General features: G+C 64.8%; 14 protein-coding genes. 3 read left to right on the forward strand and 11 right to left on the reverse strand.

Annotation, left to right across the window (positions count from 1 at the left end):
* Nucleotides 1-15: 15 nt before the first annotated feature.
* Nucleotides 16-2,583 (reverse strand): lectin like domain-containing protein, encoded by a 2,568-nt coding sequence (locus KAR29_RS13835; RefSeq protein ID WP_274373579.1) that lies wholly within the window; start codon nucleotides 2,581-2,583, stop codon nucleotides 16-18.
* Nucleotides 2,584-2,762: 179 nt separating this feature from the next.
* Here KAR29_RS13835 and KAR29_RS13840 point away from each other — a divergent pair, with 179 nt between their 5' ends.
* Entirely contained in the window at nucleotides 2,763-4,067 is a 1,305-nt protein-coding gene (locus tag KAR29_RS13840) for a PucR family transcriptional regulator (protein WP_274373580.1), read from the forward strand.
* Between the two features lie 77 nt (nucleotides 4,068-4,144).
* Here the strand turns inward: KAR29_RS13840 and KAR29_RS13845 are convergent, their stop codons facing one another.
* The 3 genes from KAR29_RS13845 to KAR29_RS13855 all read right to left on the reverse strand — a co-directional run bounded on the left by KAR29_RS13845 (nucleotide 4,145) and on the right by KAR29_RS13855 (nucleotide 7,615).
* Nucleotides 4,145-5,584, reverse strand: coding sequence for a YfcC family protein (locus KAR29_RS13845; protein WP_274373581.1), 1,440 nt, complete (start codon nucleotides 5,582-5,584; stop codon nucleotides 4,145-4,147).
* Nucleotides 5,581-6,768, reverse strand: coding sequence for an amidohydrolase (locus KAR29_RS13850; protein ID WP_274373582.1), 1,188 nt, complete (start codon nucleotides 6,766-6,768; stop codon nucleotides 5,581-5,583). Before KAR29_RS13850 ends, KAR29_RS13845 begins: the two co-directional genes overlap by 4 nt.
* Before the next feature lie 313 nt (nucleotides 6,769-7,081).
* Nucleotides 7,082-7,615, reverse strand: a complete 534-nt coding sequence (locus KAR29_RS13855; protein ID WP_274373583.1) for a GNAT family N-acetyltransferase — start codon at nucleotides 7,613-7,615, stop codon at nucleotides 7,082-7,084.
* A 223-nt stretch (nucleotides 7,616-7,838) separates the two neighbouring features.
* Here KAR29_RS13855 and KAR29_RS13860 point away from each other — a divergent pair, with 223 nt between their 5' ends.
* Nucleotides 7,839-8,393: a DJ-1 family glyoxalase III gene (locus KAR29_RS13860; RefSeq protein WP_274373584.1), complete on the forward strand. Its 555-nt coding sequence runs from the start codon at nucleotides 7,839-7,841 to the stop codon at nucleotides 8,391-8,393.
* A gap of 166 nt (nucleotides 8,394-8,559) precedes the next feature.
* Here KAR29_RS13860 and KAR29_RS13865 read toward each other — a convergent pair whose 3' ends face one another.
* From KAR29_RS13865 to KAR29_RS13895, 7 genes are all read right to left on the reverse strand, one after another.
* Entirely contained in the window at nucleotides 8,560-9,588 is a 1,029-nt protein-coding gene (locus KAR29_RS13865) for an Rpn family recombination-promoting nuclease/putative transposase (RefSeq protein WP_274373585.1), read from the reverse strand.
* 160 nt (nucleotides 9,589-9,748) lie between these two features.
* The gene (locus KAR29_RS13870) at nucleotides 9,749-10,219 is read right to left on the reverse strand and encodes a PTS sugar transporter subunit IIA (RefSeq protein ID WP_274373586.1); all 471 of its coding nucleotides are present in this window, start codon (nucleotides 10,217-10,219) and stop codon (nucleotides 9,749-9,751) included.
* A gap of 2 nt (nucleotides 10,220-10,221) precedes the next feature.
* The gene (locus KAR29_RS13875; RefSeq protein ID WP_274373587.1) at nucleotides 10,222-11,196 is read right to left on the reverse strand and encodes a DUF7916 family protein; all 975 of its coding nucleotides are present in this window, start codon (nucleotides 11,194-11,196) and stop codon (nucleotides 10,222-10,224) included.
* 37 nt (nucleotides 11,197-11,233) lie between these two features.
* The gene (gene nagB / locus KAR29_RS13880; protein ID WP_274373588.1) at nucleotides 11,234-11,959 is read right to left on the reverse strand and encodes a glucosamine-6-phosphate deaminase; all 726 of its coding nucleotides are present in this window, start codon (nucleotides 11,957-11,959) and stop codon (nucleotides 11,234-11,236) included.
* Nucleotides 11,931-13,097, reverse strand: coding sequence for an N-acetylglucosamine-6-phosphate deacetylase (nagA, locus tag KAR29_RS13885; RefSeq protein WP_274373589.1), 1,167 nt, complete (start codon nucleotides 13,095-13,097; stop codon nucleotides 11,931-11,933). The genes nagB and nagA overlap by 29 nt, the downstream gene beginning before the upstream one ends.
* Before the next feature lie 99 nt (nucleotides 13,098-13,196).
* The gene (nagE, locus tag KAR29_RS13890) at nucleotides 13,197-14,579 is read right to left on the reverse strand and encodes an N-acetylglucosamine-specific PTS transporter subunit IIBC (protein WP_274373590.1); all 1,383 of its coding nucleotides are present in this window, start codon (nucleotides 14,577-14,579) and stop codon (nucleotides 13,197-13,199) included.
* Nucleotides 14,580-14,630: 51 nt separating this feature from the next.
* Nucleotides 14,631-15,365, reverse strand: a complete 735-nt coding sequence (locus tag KAR29_RS13895) for a GntR family transcriptional regulator (protein WP_274373591.1) — start codon at nucleotides 15,363-15,365, stop codon at nucleotides 14,631-14,633.
* 182 nt (nucleotides 15,366-15,547) lie between these two features.
* Here KAR29_RS13895 and KAR29_RS13900 point away from each other — a divergent pair, with 182 nt between their 5' ends.
* Nucleotides 15,548-16,219, forward strand: a complete 672-nt coding sequence (locus tag KAR29_RS13900; RefSeq protein WP_274373592.1) for a TetR/AcrR family transcriptional regulator — start codon at nucleotides 15,548-15,550, stop codon at nucleotides 16,217-16,219.
* Nucleotides 16,220-16,238: the final 19 nt, after the last annotated feature.

The following is a 16,238-nucleotide window of genomic DNA, read 5'->3' on the forward strand; positions in this document are numbered from 1 at the left end:
AAAGAAGCAACGTCGTCAGCGGCGAAACCTTCTCCGCGCCAGAACCACCAGAGGGACGCCGACGACAAGGGCCGACGCGCCGACGGAGCCGGTCCCAAGGGCACAGCCGGAAGAGCTTCCCTCAACGAGAGGTCCCTCGCATTTTTCCCAGACGTCGAGAGTCAGGACGTAACGATCGTCCTCCTCGCTCACGACCACGCCGGGCTCCTCGTCCTCCCCGTCACCGGGAAGGACGATAGACAGTTCTTCGAGGTAGAGGGCCACCGTTCCCGAAGAATCGGCCTGGGCAAAACGCCTCCGCCCGTAGTCGTGACAGAGGAAGGCCTCGGGATCGGTGCTCCTCCGGGCGAAGAAGGCGAAATGACTTTCCAGTTCCTCGATGGCACGGTGCGACGAATCGTTGCCCAGATCTTCCGCCCTGAGGACAAAGCGCACATCCCGCAGCAGAACCGCCTTCCCGCAGGCCGTCGTCGGCGTGATCTCCAGGCTCAAGCGGGCAGCCCGATAGAAGAACTCCCCTTCGATGCTCCCGTAATAGTCCACCCAATCGTAACGCCCGTCCTCTTCGTCGAAGGCCTCGGGACAGATGGCGATCGCCTTCGGACCGCTGGCGACGAGGGCGTCCTTTCCCGTCAGGAGCGTGACCTTCACGTCGGCCTCGAAGGGCTCTTCCGCCTCAGCGGCAACGATCGTTCCCTCGACTTTAGAAGCGCCGCTCCATCGGAGGAAAGAGAGCGGAAAGGCCGCGGCGCCGTCAGGGCCCTCCTCCTGTCGCTCGGCCGAAGCGAAAGGAGCCACGTTCAGCGGGAGAGCAGCGGCGGCGCGGGCTCCCGTTCCATCTTCGACGGTGATCCGCGCCGTGTAGGCCTTGGCGAAGGCGTAGGCATGAGAAGCATGGGGCAACGGTTCACTCCGCACCGTCCGATCTCCGAAATCGAAGAGGTAGGTATAGGGCGGAACGCCTCCCGTGACGGTCGCGGAAAAGGTTACAGGCTCTTCCGCCGAAGGGGCTCCATCGGTTTGGAATGTCGTGACGGCAAGCGTCGACGAAGGCTCCGGCGCACCCTTGGCAAAAGCCTTGATGCAGGCGTTGGCCGAGGACGCGCCCTCGAAAGAGGCTGCGGTGAGGTCGGTGAAATGCACGCCGTCGGCGCTCCAGTAGCTCTGGCCCGGAGATGCCTTGGCGTTCTTTCTGTACCAATCGCCGAGGGGGATTTCCACGGCGGCGGGGTACGCGTAGTCGGGATTGTGGAGAGCCACGACGACGGCGAAGGGACCGGTCGAGAGGGTTACGCCCCTGTCCAGATCGACAAGATAATAACCGGGATAGGTCTTCGTTCCCCTTGCCGCCTCGTGGGAAGCGAGGTCCTCGGCAAGAGGGAAACCCCCGAAGCCCGGGATGACGTAGACCCGATAGGCCGTCTCCAGATCGGTGGTGTAGAAACTCACGGCAGCGATCTCCGCCTCGTTTTCGGCACGAAAGACGTTGGCGAGCCAGATCTCCCTGGCCCCGCCGTCCGTGACGTTGGCCGTCATGCCCAACGGGTCATGCTGGTAAATGGAGGCGTAGTCGTCCGACGTCGCCCGGAAAACCGTCCCCTCGACGAAGCTCGTATCGGCATAGGATATCCAGAAATACCCTTCATCGCCCCAGTTGCTGGAATAGCTGTTTTTGGCGAGCCAGGCCCCATCTTCAGGAGGTCTCTCCAAAAAGCGCTCCCTGGGAAAGGCATCGTCCCATCCGACGATCATCACCATATGATTGACGATCTCGGGCCCGTCCGGAGCACTGCAGTAGTAGGCGAACGTCTCCGGGTTGTAGTACCTCAGGACGTCGTCATGGTAACATACGGAAAGGGCGCCGCCATCACGGAGAATTCGCTTCAACGCGTGCCGGTCGTAGCGTGTCGGATCCGCGGCAGGCACGTCGAGCGACTCCGGGTAGGGACGGACCGACAGAAGGTGGAGCCAGTAGGCCTCGCGAAGAAGCTTCCGCCCCGACGGAAGAGCGTAATCCTCGGGAACCTGTCCCTCCACGTCGGTCCCGAAGGGAAGGTCCACCTCATCAACGGGACTCCCTCCCCTGGACAGGAGAGCGACGCTCATCAGCGTATCTCCGCCTTGGTCGGCGAAATCGGGAGAGACCTCATCCTCCTCGGGCGGAGCGAAGGTCTCGAAGACTCCCGAGCAAAAGGCGGCAAAGGCGAGGTGCCACTCGGAAAAGGCTCGATCCTCGCCGGGCAGCAAGCTCGACTCGAAAGATCCCAGGGTGGAGAAGGCCCAGCAGAGCCCCGAGGGCGTCTGAAGCTCGACGGGGTTGACTCGCCCCTCCTCACGGAGATCGAAACGGGCAGGGAGGGAAAGCCTCTCTCCGGAACGTTTTTCCTGGCCGGGAGAGGAGAAGAAGGCCTCCCACCGTCGGCTTTCAAAATCGACGGGGCCTCTCACGCCTCCGGAAAGGGCGGCGGGAGACAGGGCGCGGGGAGGCACCCCCCCACGGACCGGAACAGCTCCGAGCAGAAGGACCCCAACAAGAATCACTCCCGAGAGGCGGTTCGTCTTCTTCCCTTTCTGAGCCCTCATGGACATCCTCCCCTTCGTTCAGCCCCGTCCGGCCCCGCCTTTCGACTCCGGCAAGGGATAAAAAGCGACTTGCGACAGTGCCTGTCGATAACATCGCATCAGCGGGATAAACCCGGTGACGGTGAGCCCCGCCAGGGATAGGGCGCGGGGAGGTCCGGCGGAGGAAAGGCGGTGACGTCTTGAAACTCTCGACCATGCTTACCCTCCCTCTCTTCCGGGGGGCCCAGGTCGTCGCGGGAAGGGACTACCTGGACAACAGGGTCACCTGGATCAACCTCATGGAGATTCTCGACTCCTTCGACCAACTCCAACCCGGAGAATTTCTCATCTCCACGGGCTATGGCCTGAAGGATGACGCCACGGCGGCTCAAGCCATCCTCTCGCAGCTGGCCTCGCGCCGCATCGCCGGATTGGCCCTCCAGCCGGGTTACTACATCGACGAAATTCCCGGGACTTTCGTGGAGGCGGCGGAAGACAAGGGACTGCCTCTGATCCGTCTTCCCGCGAAACTGACTTTCGGCACGATCACCAAGGCCCTTTTCGACGCCATGGGCGCCCTGCCCTCCGAGCAAGGAGGAGAGACCACCCCTCTCCGCAGACAGAGCACGCATCATCTGACGGAGAGGCTGCGGGACACCTTCATCGACGATCTTCTCGAAGGCCGAGGCGTTGCGAGTTATTCCGATACCTGCATCCGCGCCGACTCCCTCGGCTTTCGCCTCGATCTGACCTACCAGGTCGGTGTGATTCGCTTTCTCTCCGGCCGCACCCTCTCCCCCGCCGACGGGGAAGCGCCCCTTCTGCAAGCCGTCACCGAAGACCGGGCCCTCTTTCCGGCCGCCTACTGGCGCCACAGGGAGAGGGAACACGTCCTCCTTTTCTCCACCACGGCAAGGAACGCGAAAAGCCTCTTCGTCGAGGCCCTGCGCCATCTTCTTCCGAAGGATGCCGCTTGCCTCATGGGCATCGGCTATCCTTCGGCCAAGCTGGAGGGCATTTCCAAAAGCTACGAGGAGGCCCGCATTGCCGCCGATCTGGGGCGACACCTCCACTGCCCCGCCCTCGTCACCGCCTTTCGCGACGTAGAGGCGCTGCACCTTCTCCGGGCCTGCCGAAACGGGGAGGAACTGCAGCACTTCTGCGAGAGGGTCCTCGCTCCTCTTGTCGACTACGACAGGAAGCACAGGGCCCCTCTACGGGAGACGCTGCAACTCTACCTTCAGAGCCTCAACAAGATCCGCACCTCTCAGGAACTTTTCATTCATCGCCAGACTCTGGCCTTCAGACTCCGCAAAATCGAGGAGATCACGGGGAGAAACCTTGAAAGCGCCGATGATCGGCTCATCCTGGAACTGGGGCTGGCCGCAGAATCGCTCCTCTCGTCCCAGACGCCTCCCGGAGAGGCTTGGGGCGGCCCGCCGGGAGCGACGCCGGCGAGGAATGCCGAACTTCACCGGCCCTTGGGTGCAGCCGATCGACCGTGAGGCCCCCGATGCCGCCACGGAGGACGTTGCGACAGAAAGAGGCGAAGGGACGTGGACATGTCCCTCCGCCTCTCCGTCTATGCAGGCCCCAGATTGATGGCTACGGCAACGAGGATGAAAATCACCTGAAGCACGAACATGAGCAGGAAAAGCGGCACCATGAAACGGTACCACCGCTGGATGGGAACGCCCATGATGCCGCACTCCGTGGCCACTGCCGTGGGCCATATGAGGTTCGAGAAACCGTCTCCGAACTGAAAGGCGAGGACCGCCACCTGCCGCTTGATCTCGAGGGCATCGGCGAGGGGCACCATGATGGGCATGGAGGCTGCGGCCTGACCGCTTCCCGAGGGAATGAAAAAATTCAGGAGGTTCTGGACCACCAGCATGCCCACGGCGGCGAAGTTGTGCGAAAGGCCCGAAACGACATTGGAAGCCCAGTAGATAACGGTGTGGATGATCCGGCCCTCGGTCATGACCAGAGTGAGGGAGCGGGCGAGTCCCACGACGAGCGCTCCCAGGGCGACGCGTCCCACGGCCGCCACGAAGAGTTCGGCGATGCGGTTGAACCCGTAGCCGTTGATCCGTCCGACGACGACCATCATGATGATGAAAAGGGCCGCCAGTTCGTCCAGGTACCATCCCCATTGCGTCGTTCCCGTGATGACAAGGACCACGGTGAGCACAAGACAGAAGGCGCTGATCCGATGTCTTCCCGTAAAAGGATAGCTGCGGATCTGGGCCTCGTCGACGCCTTCTCCCATGGGGAAGGCAACGCCGTCGACGAAACTGAGTTTCGGGTCTCTCTTCACCCTGGCGGCGTAGCGCATGACGTAGAAGACGGCGAGACTTTGAAAGGCGATGAAAACGGCGACTCGGAAGGGCCACCCCGAACCGAAGGGAAGCTGGGCGATCTTCTGAGCGACGCCAATGGTGAAGGGGTTGAGAGTGGCGGCGGCAAAGCCCGTCGCCACTCCGACGACGACGACGGCACCGCCGACGAGGCCATCATAGCCCAGGGCGAGGAAAATGCCCATGAAGGCCGGAATCAGGCCGTAGACCTCCTCGAAAATGCCCACCGTCGAACCGAGGATGCCGAAAAGAAACATGAAGGAGGGGATGATGAGGGTGCCGACCCCCTTGAAACGGCGCAGCATGGCGCCTACGGCACCGAAAAGCGTGCCCGATTCGATGAGGACGTTGACGAAACCATAGGCGAAGAGGATGAAGAAAATGATGTCCGAAGCGTCGATCATGCCCCTTTGAATGCTCCCCACCATGGAGAAGAAGCTCACGGGCGAGGAATCCACCTGATGGTATGATCCTGGAAGAAGCAGCGTCCGCCCCGATACGGGATCGTCGAACGTCTCGTATTCTCCGGCCGGAATGACATAGGTCAGGGCCGTCAGCATCATAAGAACGCCGACGAGAAGGACATAGACGTGGAGATTCTGCAGAAGAGGTTTGCGCGCCTCTTTTTCCAGACCTGTCCCTGGTTCCTTTCCGTGCTCCTTCATCGGTCCTCACTCTCCTTGTCTCGAAATCTGAGAAAATCGGCGCGAACCTGTTCCCGCAACGCCCGGTCCGTCAGGATCCGATAGCCGCACAGGGCGAGAGCCTCGGCTCCGGCCAGAAGAGAGGCGTGAGCCGCTGGAGAGGTCATGGCCCGGGCGAATTCCCGGGTGTGGATGACGAGCGGCTCCCGTACGGTCGCCATCTCAGGGTGCAGGGTGGGACAGCGGTAACTGACGTTGCCCACGTCGCTCGATCCAGAAGCCTCTTCGGAAGCGGAGCAGGGATAACCTCGTTCTTCGAGCAACTCCGCCATGAGACGCTCCGCTGTGGGGTTGCGAACCATGTCGTCCATGGGCTTTTCGTACGTCCACCAGGTGACGGTCGTTCCCGTGGCGAGGGCAGCCCCGCAGGCACACTTTCGGACCTGCCTGACGAGGGCCTCGACTTCGGCCCTTCGGGGAGCCCGGAAATAAAAACGCCCTTCGGCGCTTTCGGGGACGACGTTCGGAGCAGCCCCCCCTGAAGTGACGATACCGTGCATGCGGACCTCGGGACGGAGATGCTGACGGAGCATGTCCAGGGCGTGAAAAAAGAGATGGAGACCGTTGAGGGCGTTCCGTCCCTCCCAGGGAGCGGCCGCGGCATGGGCGGATCTGCCCTGGAAGCGAAAGGCCACACCTTCCATGGCGAGACACTTACAGACCACTTTCGTGCGGGCCGATTCGGCGTGAATCATCACGGCGAGGTCCACATCGTCGAAAAGCCCCGCATGGGCCATGTCAATCTTGGCCCCGACCGTTTCCTCCGCAGGTGTCCCCACGACGCGCACCCGCCCCGGCAGCGCGGGAAAAAGCGAGGCCAGCGCGGACCCGGCCAGAACCGAAAGGGCGCCGCTCCAGTTGTGACCGCAGCCATGCCCCACATCGGGAAGGGCATCGTACTCCGCAAGAAAAACCACGAGAGGCCCCTCGCTCCCTCCTGCCTCGGCACAGAAAGCCGTCTCGTACCCGCCGTAGGGAAAAACCAGGCGAAAACCCTGTTCCCGCAGAAGATCCACCCAGAGGCGACTCGCTCTATACTCTTCGCACCCCAGTTCGGGATTCGCCGCAATCCAATCGCTCGCGGCGATAAATAGCTCCTTTTTTGCGCTGATGAAATCGGCCACTCGTCGTCTCTGTTCTTCCACGGCATGACCCTCCTTTCTTTCGTTTTCAAATAAATCAAAACATATATGTTTTTATAAACTACACAAAAGGGCCTCGCAGGTCAATTCTCCACAATGTCGCAACTTGAACCAGGGAAACCCATCAGAGAGGACAATTGCATACAAAAAAAGGCCTTCCCGCCTCAAAACTCCTTGGTCGGGACGATATCCCGCCCTTCCCTTTTCGAAGTCCTCCCCTGTTCAGACGAAAACGAAGCTTTTCACGGCCCCTCCGGCACAAAGGAAAGAGGCCCCCGGCCAAAGCCGGAGGCCTCTTTCCTTTGTGCCTCTTCGGCTAAAAGTCGAAAAGGTAGAGCTCCACCTCGGCCTCGCCCTCGCCGAGGCGGATTTTCCCCTCGCGGCGGAAGCCCAGCTTGCGCAGAAGGGAGAGGGAGCGCCCGTTGGCGCCGTTGACGACGGCGGCCAGGCGTTTCAGCCCCAGGCGACGGCTGTCGACGACGACGGCCCCGACGGCCTCGACGGCGTAGCCTCTGCCGTGAAAGGCGGGCAGGAAGGCGTAGCCCACGTCGACGTCGTCCAGGGCGGGGCGTTTGACGAGGCCGCAGATGCCCAGGGGCTCGCCGGAAAGCCTCTCCTCGACGAGGTCGAGGGCGAATCCCCGCGTCCTGCGGCTCTCCATGGGCCCCTCTGCGATATAGGTCCGGGCCCCGTCAAGGGTCCTCACTCCCTTGTCGCCGATGAACTCCAAAAAGGAGGGATCGTTGAGAAGGGCGAGGATGAAGGGAGCGTCGTCGGGGACGAGGGGACGGATGCGGAGACGTTGCGTTTCGAGAACCATGTCGATCACCGGCCTTTGCGAGAGGGTCACGAGCGGATCAGGAGGGATCGCGCGAAGGGGACGTTCCCTTCGCACCGGCGGCCCGGAGCCGAGACGACGGAACCGGCCGATGATCGACCGAGCCCTGACGAGGCGGACCGGACAGGCGAGCGGATCGCTTACAATGACATTATAGAGGGTTTTTCTCCCCCGGCAGGTCGGGGATCTGTACCCGCTCCACCGGACCGGAGAGGACCGAAAGGAGGCAGGGAAAATGAAACGAACCGTCCTTGTTCCGCTGGCCCAGGGGTTCGAGGAGATCGAGGCCGTAACGGTCATCGACGTGCTCCGCCGGGCCAAAGCGGAGGTGATCACGGCCTCTCTGGGCGATCTCGCCGTCGAGGGGGCCCACGGCCTCACCCTTAAGGCCGACACGAGGCTCGAAGAATGCCGGGAAAGGGACTTCGACCTCGTCGTTCTCCCCGGAGGCATGCCCGGGGCGTCTCATCTGGCCGCCTCGCCGACGCTGGAAAAGCTGCTGCGCCGCCACGTCGGGGCCCGACATCCCCTGGGGGCGATCTGCGCCGCCCCCGCCGTCGTCCTCGGCGGCCTGGGGCTCCTGGAGGGCCGGGGGGCCGTGGCGACCTACCCCTCCTTCCGCGATCGGCTCGACGAGGCCCACAGGACCAACGAACGGCTCTGCGTCGAACCCGACCTCGTCACGGCAGCCGGGCCCGGCGTGGCCATGGACTTCGCCCTGGCCCTCGTCGCGCTCCTGGCGGGACAGGACGCGGCCGACGACCTGGCCCGGGCCCTGATCGTCGACTGAGTCGTCCTTCGCCGTTTCGTCCTCTGGCCCGAGAGGCCCCTCCAGGGGGCCTCTCGGGCGTCTTCACATACCTCGGGAGCGCGTCACCGCCCTCTTCACACCGTCAGGCCGCGCTCCCGGAAGGGGCGAAGTTGTTCTCAGAGGGGCTCCGGAAAAGCCCTCGGGGTCAGCCCTTTTCCCCCTCCGATTCCGCCAGGGCACGCACCTGCTCCAGGGGAAGGTCGAGGACGTCGGCCACCTGGGCGGCGTCGAAGCCGCGGGAGAGCATCTTCCGGGCGCTTTCAAGCATCGCCTCGCGACGGCCTTCCTGACGACCTTCCATACGGCCTTCCTGACGGCCCTCCTGACGGCCCTCCTGGCGGCCTTCCATACGACCCTCCTGACGGCCCTCCTCGCGGCCTTCCAGGCGGCCTTCCTTCCTGATCTTCCTGATCTCGCGCTGCACGTAGGTCACCATCTTCTCCGCCTCCTCTTCGCTCGCGATTTCTTCGGCCATTCCGCTCAGGTCCACTCCCTCACGCTTCGCCAGGATCGTCAGGTAGCCCGCGAAGTGGCGCGACAGGATCTCACGCTCCTCCGGCGGAAGGAGCTTGCGGTACTCCAGCAGACGACGCACCGTCATGGACAGGTCCTCTTCCTTCGACGGGTTGGCCAGGTAGAGCAGACCTCCCAGCGCGTCCCGGAAGGCCAGGAGCTCCTCCGACGTCCGCTTGCCCAGGACCATGAGGTGGTAGCTGAAGTTGGGCACGAATCCCGCGAAGGCATCCCCGTTTTCGACCTTCTCGACGAAGGTCGACGCCACCGTCCATTTCTGCATTCCGTCGTAGAAGACCACGGGGATGACGGGCGGCAGCAGGTAGCTCTTCCTCCTCGATTTCGACCCCGCCTCTTCCACGCAGCGCTCCCAGATGCGCACCATGTAGGCCAGCAGGCGGAAGGGCATGAGGTGGTCCACGCTCGATTGGTGCTCGACGAGGATGTAGATGTAGGTCTCCTTCCCTCCGCGGCGGATCCGGTAGAGGACGTCCGATTCCCGCGCGACGAGTTCCTGGGAGATGAAGGAGACGTTCTCCAGTTCGATGTCCTCCAGGCCCACTCCCTCCAGCGTCCCGAAGCGGAGAAAGCGCCTCAGAAACTGGAAAAAGAGGACTTTGTCGCTCAGAAAGTTGCGGAAGGCCCGGTCCTTGTCTCCCATCAAAGCCCCCTCCTTTCTGTACCTGTACGCGACCTCGACCCCGGCGACCGCCCTTCCCCTATGATACCCCGTAGAGACTGAAGAGGACGTTTTTGCGGGCCCTAAATCTCCGGGGTCCTATGCGCAAAGGCACCGGAGCCCCTGGAGAGCGGCGACGCCCTCAGGAGCGCGTCACGGTGAGAAGCAGGTCCCGGCCTGCCCGGACAGATCCGTCGACGGCCTCGAAGGAGCGGGCCCCGGCCGTGACGACGACGGGCGAGAGACGCGAGACGGCCCGGGCCAGGGCCTCCCTTTCGAAGCGGACGACGGGGTCTCCCGCCTTCAGAAAGTCGCCCCGTGAGGCCAGACAGGTGAAACCCTCTCCCCGGAGCGACACGGTCTCGATGCCGATGTGGACGAGGATCTCCACCCCTTCGGGGCTTTTGATGCCGAAGGCGTGTCCCGTCGGGAAGAGGACGACGAGCTCGCCGTCGCAGGGGGCGACGACGAGACCGTCGCCGTCGGGATCGATGGCGACGCCGTCGCCGACGAGGCGGGCGGAGAAGACGGGATCGGGCACGTCGTCGAGGGAGACGATCTGCCCCGACAGAGGCGCCATGATCCTGAGGCGCCTGGCGCCAATGCCGAACACGGCTACCTCGCCAGGGACGACGCCATGCGTCGCCAGGCGTGACGCCGCCCTCGGATGGCCACGGAGTAGGCCAGGATGTTTTCGGGCACGGCGATACCGGGGTAGCCCGAATCGCCGATGTGGTGAAGATCGGCGCCGCAGCTTTTGGCCCAGAGGGCGATCTGGCGGATTGTCGCCTCGTCGGAGCCCTCCTGGGAGGTGCCGATCGTCGTCATGGCCAGGGCTCCCCTTCCGTGGACGGCGTCGACGCGCGACCGGACGGCATCGACGGAAAGGCCCGGAACGGTCCCCGGAGCGGGGAGGAGGACGATGTCCGCTCCGGAGCCGACCCAGGCCTCGATCGTCCCCTCGTCGACGAGGGGAGAGGCCGCGTCGCGCGACGATCCGGCCCCGTGCATCTTGCCCGCCGCCAGGATCAGGTCGGGCCCGACGGCCTTCCGGAGGGTTCCGAGGGCTCCGGTGATGGCCGCCGTCGTGACGCCCGTGGCGGGGTTGCCCGTGAGGACGATCATGGAGGCGCCCTGCTCTTTGGCCTCGAGGGCCGATTCCGCCGTGGCCCGCCGTCCCGGGGGCACGGGGGCCCTCATGGAGAGGACGACCTCGTCGTCGTCGACGGGTTCGAGATTGACGGCGACGGGACGGCCGACGAGGACCTTGAGCTCCCGAATCGCACCTATCCGGACGGGCCCGCCCAGGACCGACCCGTCGGGGTAGGTACGGAGGAAGAAGTCGTCGTCGCCCGACGGGAGCCCCTCGATGCGGGGGCGCTCGACGTCGAACATGTTGAGGAGGATCAGGTCGGCGCCGAAGGCCCGGGCCAGTTCGGCGTTGGTGACGTCGCCCAGAAGGGGCGGCGCCGGGGCGATGATTTCGGCGACGAGGGTCCGTCCCTCGGCGGCGCGGAAGCTTTCGAGAAGCTCCCGTCCCGTCATGGCCGCCAGGTGGGACGTCTGCGCGTCGAGCATGCGTCGTGCCATGGCCATCTCCTCTTTCTCGTTATCGTCAAGATCCTCTTCAGAGCGTTCTCGCCGCCGCCTCGTCGACGATGACGGTGACGTTGGGGTGGAGCTGGAGGACCGAGGCGGGCAGGTCGGGCGTGACGGCGCCCAGGACGGCTCCCCTGATGGCCTCGGCCTTCTCGGCCCCCGCGGCGAGGAGGAGGATCCGCCGGGCGCTCATGATGGTCCGGATGCCCATGCTGATGGCGCTCCGGGGGACGTCGCCGGCGTGGGCGAAGAAGCGGGCGTTGGCCTCGAGGGTGCTCTCGGCGAGCGTCACGACATGGGTCCCCGTTTCGAACTTCACGTCGGGCTCGTTGAAGCCGATGTGACCGTCGCGCCCCAGGCCCAGGATCTGCAGGTCGATGCCTCCGGCCCTCTCGATGGCCGCCTCGTAGCGGCGGCACTCGGCAGCCAGGTCCGGCACCGTCCCGTCGGGGATGTGGCGCCTGCCGGGAGAGACGTTGACGAAGCGGAAGAAGTGCTCCCTCATGTAGCTCTGGTAGCTGTTGGGATGGTCGGGCGCCAGCCCCACGTATTCGTCGAGATTGAAGGTGGTGACGCCCGAGAAATCGACGTCTCCGGCCCGGAAGAGAAAGGCCAGTTCGCGGTAGAGCCCCTTGGGCGTGTCACCCGTGGCGAGGCCCAGGACGCACTTGGGGTTCAGGATGACCCGGCTGGCCACGATGTAGGAGGCCTTGCGGCTCATCTGATCATAGTCTCGGGCAGTCACGACGCGCATGGCTGTCGAAGACCTCCTTTCCTCCAACGAAGGTTTTTTTCACCTGCCAGGCCTCGTCGAGAAAGACGAGATCGGCCCGACAGCCCGGCTCGATCCGCCCCCGATCCCTCTCTCCGAGGAGGGCGGCGGCGTTGGTCGAGACGAGACGGACCGCCTCCCAGAGGGGAAGGCCCGTCTCGGCGGCCACATTGCGCAGGGCTCTATCGAGGGTGAGGACGCTCCCGGCCAGAGTCCCGTCACGAAGGGTCGCCGCGGAGCCGTCGACGTGGACCCTCTGGCCGCCCAGGTCCCACTCCCCCTCGCCGAGGCAGGCGCCTCGCATGGCGTCGGAGACGAGGACGAGCCGATCGAGGCCCTTGAGCTTGAGGACGAGGCGGAAAAGGGCCCTGTGGCTGTGGACGCCGTCGGCGATGAGCTCGCAGAAGACGTCGCCGTCGAGGGCCGCCCCGACCAGGCCCGGGGCGCGGTGATGGAAGGGTTCCATGCCGTTGAAAAGATGGGTCACGCTCCGGGCCCCCTGGCGGAAGGCCTCCATGGCCTGCTCGTAGGTGGCCACCGAATGGCCCAGGGAGGCGACGATCCCTTCGTCGCGGAGGGCCGCCAGGAACCGCCCTCCCTCGTCCTCTTCGGGAGCGAAGGTCACGAGACGGAGCACGTCGCCGTGGGCGGCGACGAAATCGGGGTCGGGACGGCGCAGGAAGGTGCCGTCCTGCGCCCCCAGGCGACGGCGGCTGATGTAGGGCCCCTCGAGATGGGCGCCGAGCACGCGCGCGCCCCGTCCCCTGCGGGAGAGGACCGATCGCACGCCGTCGAGGGCCGCCACGATGTGGCCTTCGTCCATGGTCATCGTCGTGGGACAGAAGGCCGTCACGCCGTGGGCCGCCAGCCCCTCGGCGATGGCCTCCAGCGAGGAGGAGTTGCCGTCCATGGTGTCGACGCCGCAGGCGCCGTGGACGTGGACGTCGATGAAGCCCGGCACGATCCAGTGGCCGCCTCCGTCGACGACCTCCGCGTCCCGGGGAAAGGCCGTCTCGTCGCCCAGGGCGACGAGACGCTCGCTCGCCTCGTCGACGAGGAGGGCCTTTCCCTCGATCCAGGTCCTGCCGGCGACGATCCTGCCGCCCCTGATGATCTTCACGGAGCACCTCCCCTTCAGCAATGCCTTCGTCCTGCGCCCCGTCCGGCCCCGCGAAATCGCGGGGCCGGACGGGGCGTCGGCCTTCGCCGTCGGCGGGGCCTATTTTTTCAGGTGGCGCCTCATGGCGTCGGCCAGGATCTCCGCCTTCGTGCCGATGACGACCTGCATCGTCGTGGCGTTGGGCCTGATGATTCCCGTGGCCCCCAGGGCCTTGACGCGCGCTTCGTCGACGGCCGAGCCGTCCCGGAGGACCAGGCGGAGACGGGTGATGCAGGCGTCGATCTGGACGAGATTGTCCCGGCCGCCCAGCGTCTCGACGTACGATCCGGCCAAGCGGGCCATATCGGCCGTCGAGAGGGCCTGGGCCGTGGCGCCCGTCGCCTCGGCCTCGCGACCCGGCGTGGGGAGATCCATGGCCCGGATGATGAAGACGAAAAGGAAGTAGTAGACGGCGGCGAAGGCAAGGCCGATGGGGACGATCATCCACCCCTTCGTCGAGAGGCCGTAGTTGAGGACGTAGTCGATGGCGCCCGCCGAAAAGCCGAATCCGTGGTGGACACCCAGGAGAGAGCAGAGGGCCAGGGCGGCGCCGGAGAGAAGGGAGTGGGCCACGTAGAGGACGGGGGCGAGGAACATGAAGGCGAACTCGATGGGCTCGGTGATGCCCGTCAGGAAGGAGGTGAGGGCCACGCTGAGAAGGATGCCGGCCACGGCCTTGCGGTTCTCGCGGCGCGAGGTGCTGTACATGGCCAGGGCCGCGGCGGGCAGGGCGAACATCATGATGGGGAAGAATCCCGTCATGAAGGTCCCCGCCGTGGGGTCGCCGGCGAAGAAGCGGTGCAGGTCGCCCGTGACGATCTTGCCCGTCGCGTCGCCGTACTCGCCGAAGACGAACCAGACGAGGCTGTTGAGGACATGGTGCAGGCCCAGGGGAATGAGAAGGCGGTTCAGCGTCCCGAAGACAAAGGCGCCCAGCAGCCCCGCGCCGATGATCCACTCCCCCACGCCATGAATGACGCTCTGGATGGGAGGCCAGACGTAACCCAGGACGAGGGCCATGACGATGCTGGCCGCCGAGGCGGCAATGGGGACGAAGCGCTTGCCGCCGAAGAAGCCGAGAAAGTCGGGGAGCCTGATGTCGTGATAGCGGTTGTAGAGCAGACCGGCCACGACGCCGGAGAGGATGCCGGCCAGGACGCCCATGTTGACCGTCTCGTTGATGGTGACGATGGCCTTCGTCAGGGTCAGGTAGCCCACGGCCCCGGCCAGGGCGGCCGCTCCGCCTCCGTCGAAGGCCAGTCCCACGGCGACGCCGATGGCGAAAAGAAGGGCCAGATTGTCGAAAATAGCCGCCCCCGCCTGCATGACGAAGGGAATGTCCAGGACGTCTCCCGCCCCGAGCCGGAGAAGCAACGCCGCCGCCGGAAGAACGGCCACCGGAAGCATCAACGCCTTGCCCAGTTTCTGCAACCCTCCAAGCATATCGAACACCCTCCTGATAGCGAGATGGGGAAGAGCGCCTTCCCCGTGGAACTAGATTCCGAAAGAGATTTCGTACCTGAAGCGTTTGCCCCGGTAGACGCACTTGGAGTACTCCACGGGCGTCTCGGGCTCGGCGTAGGCCACGCGCCGGAAGAGGAGGACGGGCGTGGCCGGTTCGAGATCGAGCTGGGCGGCCTCGAAGTCGGAGCAGAGGACGGGCTCGATGGTCTGACGGGCGTGGGAGAGCCTCATGGCGAAGTGTTCCCTCATCAGCACGTAGAGGGAACGCCCCTCCAGAAGCTCGCGGGAGAGGGAGGGAAAACGGCAGCGGGGCACCCAGGCGTTTTCGAGGGAGAAGGGCTCGCCCTCGACGTAGCGCAGGCGGAGGATGTTGAAGACCGTCCTCTCCTGGGGGGAAAGGAGAAGGGCCTCACCGATCGTCCTGGAGGCCTCCTCCTCGGCGAAGGAGAGAATCGCCGTCCGGGCCTCGAGGCCGGCGGCCCTGATGTTGTCGGAAAAGCCCGTCAGGCACGACGAGGTGCAGGTGGGCTTGGGAGAGGCCACGAAGGTCCCCCGCCCCTTCTCCCGGTAGAGGACGCCCTCGTCGACGAGGGCCGAGACGGCCTTGCTGGCCGTCATGCGGCTGATGGAGAAACGCTCGCAGATGTCGCGCTCGGAGGGGACGGGATCGCCCGGCGCCAGGGCGCCGTCGTCGATCAAGGCCTGAAGGACCTCCTTGAGCTGGTAGTAGAGCGGAACGGGGCTTTCCCTGTCCAGTCTGGGCATGATTGTTCCTCCCGAATGTTGTCTAGTCATCATGTGGACTATACCACAACTGAAGCAGAAGGGAAACGGCCTCTATCCCCCCGCTCCAGCTTTTGTCGAGGCGACGGCCCTTGACGGCGACGGCGACGGGGGGAATAATAGACTTACAGTCTAGACTAGTAGTCTACAAGGAGGGAACGATCATGGGAGACAGGAAGGAAAGCGAGAAACGGGCCGACATTCTGGCCGCGGCGCGGGCCCTGTTTTTCGAGCGGGGCTACGAGGGAACCTCCGTCGACGCCATCATTGAAGAGGCGGGAGCGTCGAAGGGGACTTTCTACTACCATTTCGACTCGAAGGAATCGCTGCTCAACGAACTGACGAAGGAGCTGACCGAGCCCGTCTACGCCCTCATCGCCGCCATCGCCGAGGGAGAGGGGGACGGTCTGTCCAAGCTGAACCGCATCTTCGAGGCCTCGGGACAGTGGAAGGCCCGCAACCGCCAGGCGATGCAGATGATGGTGCGAGCCTTCTGGAGAGAGGAGAGCGTCCTGCTGCGGCACAAGCTGATGAGCTGGACGGCCGAGCGGGGGGCGGCCCTCGTGGGACCCGTGCTGAAGCAGGGAAAGGAGGAGGGGCTTTTCCACATCGGTGACCCCGCCGGGACGGCGGAGCTGATTTTCCAGATGGGGAACGGCCTGAGCGACGCCATGGCCCCCCTCATCCTCTCCGTCGACGAACACCCGGAAAACGTCGACCGCCTGTTGGAGAAAGTGGCCCTCTACAACAGGGCCATCGAGCGGATTCTGGGTCTTTCCGAGGGGGCGATCCGCTTCGTCGACGCCCGGGCTCTCCGCGAGATCCTCCTCGCCTGACGGTCCGGCGGGGTCCCGC

It is taken from the genome of Aminithiophilus ramosus (assembly GCF_018069705.1).
Taxonomy (GTDB): domain Bacteria; phylum Synergistota; class Synergistia; order Synergistales; family Aminithiophilaceae; genus Aminithiophilus; species Aminithiophilus ramosus.

What these genes read in the sequence shown, in the direction of transcription:
- KAR29_RS13835 (WP_274373579.1), bottom strand. Translation starts at nt 2,583, where the DNA reads ATGAGGGCTCAGAAAGGGAAGAAGACGAACCGCCTCTCGGGAGTGATT.
- KAR29_RS13860 (WP_274373584.1), top strand. Translation starts at nt 7,839, where the DNA reads ATGAAACGAACCGTCCTTGTTCCGCTGGCCCAGGGGTTCGAGGAGATC.
- nagB (WP_274373588.1), bottom strand. Translation starts at nt 11,959, where the DNA reads ATGCGCGTCGTGACTGCCCGAGACTATGATCAGATGAGCCGCAAGGCC.
- KAR29_RS13845 (WP_274373581.1), bottom strand. Translation starts at nt 5,584, where the DNA reads ATGAAGGAGCACGGAAAGGAACCAGGGACAGGTCTGGAAAAAGAGGCG.
- KAR29_RS13865 (WP_274373585.1), bottom strand. Translation starts at nt 9,588, where the DNA reads ATGGGAGACAAGGACCGGGCCTTCCGCAACTTTCTGAGCGACAAAGTC.
- KAR29_RS13895 (WP_274373591.1), bottom strand. Translation starts at nt 15,365, where the DNA reads ATGCCCAGACTGGACAGGGAAAGCCCCGTTCCGCTCTACTACCAGCTC.
- KAR29_RS13875 (WP_274373587.1), bottom strand. Translation starts at nt 11,196, where the DNA reads ATGGCACGACGCATGCTCGACGCGCAGACGTCCCACCTGGCGGCCATG.
- KAR29_RS13900 (WP_274373592.1), top strand. Translation starts at nt 15,548, where the DNA reads ATGGGAGACAGGAAGGAAAGCGAGAAACGGGCCGACATTCTGGCCGCG.
- nagE (WP_274373590.1), bottom strand. Translation starts at nt 14,579, where the DNA reads ATGCTTGGAGGGTTGCAGAAACTGGGCAAGGCGTTGATGCTTCCGGTG.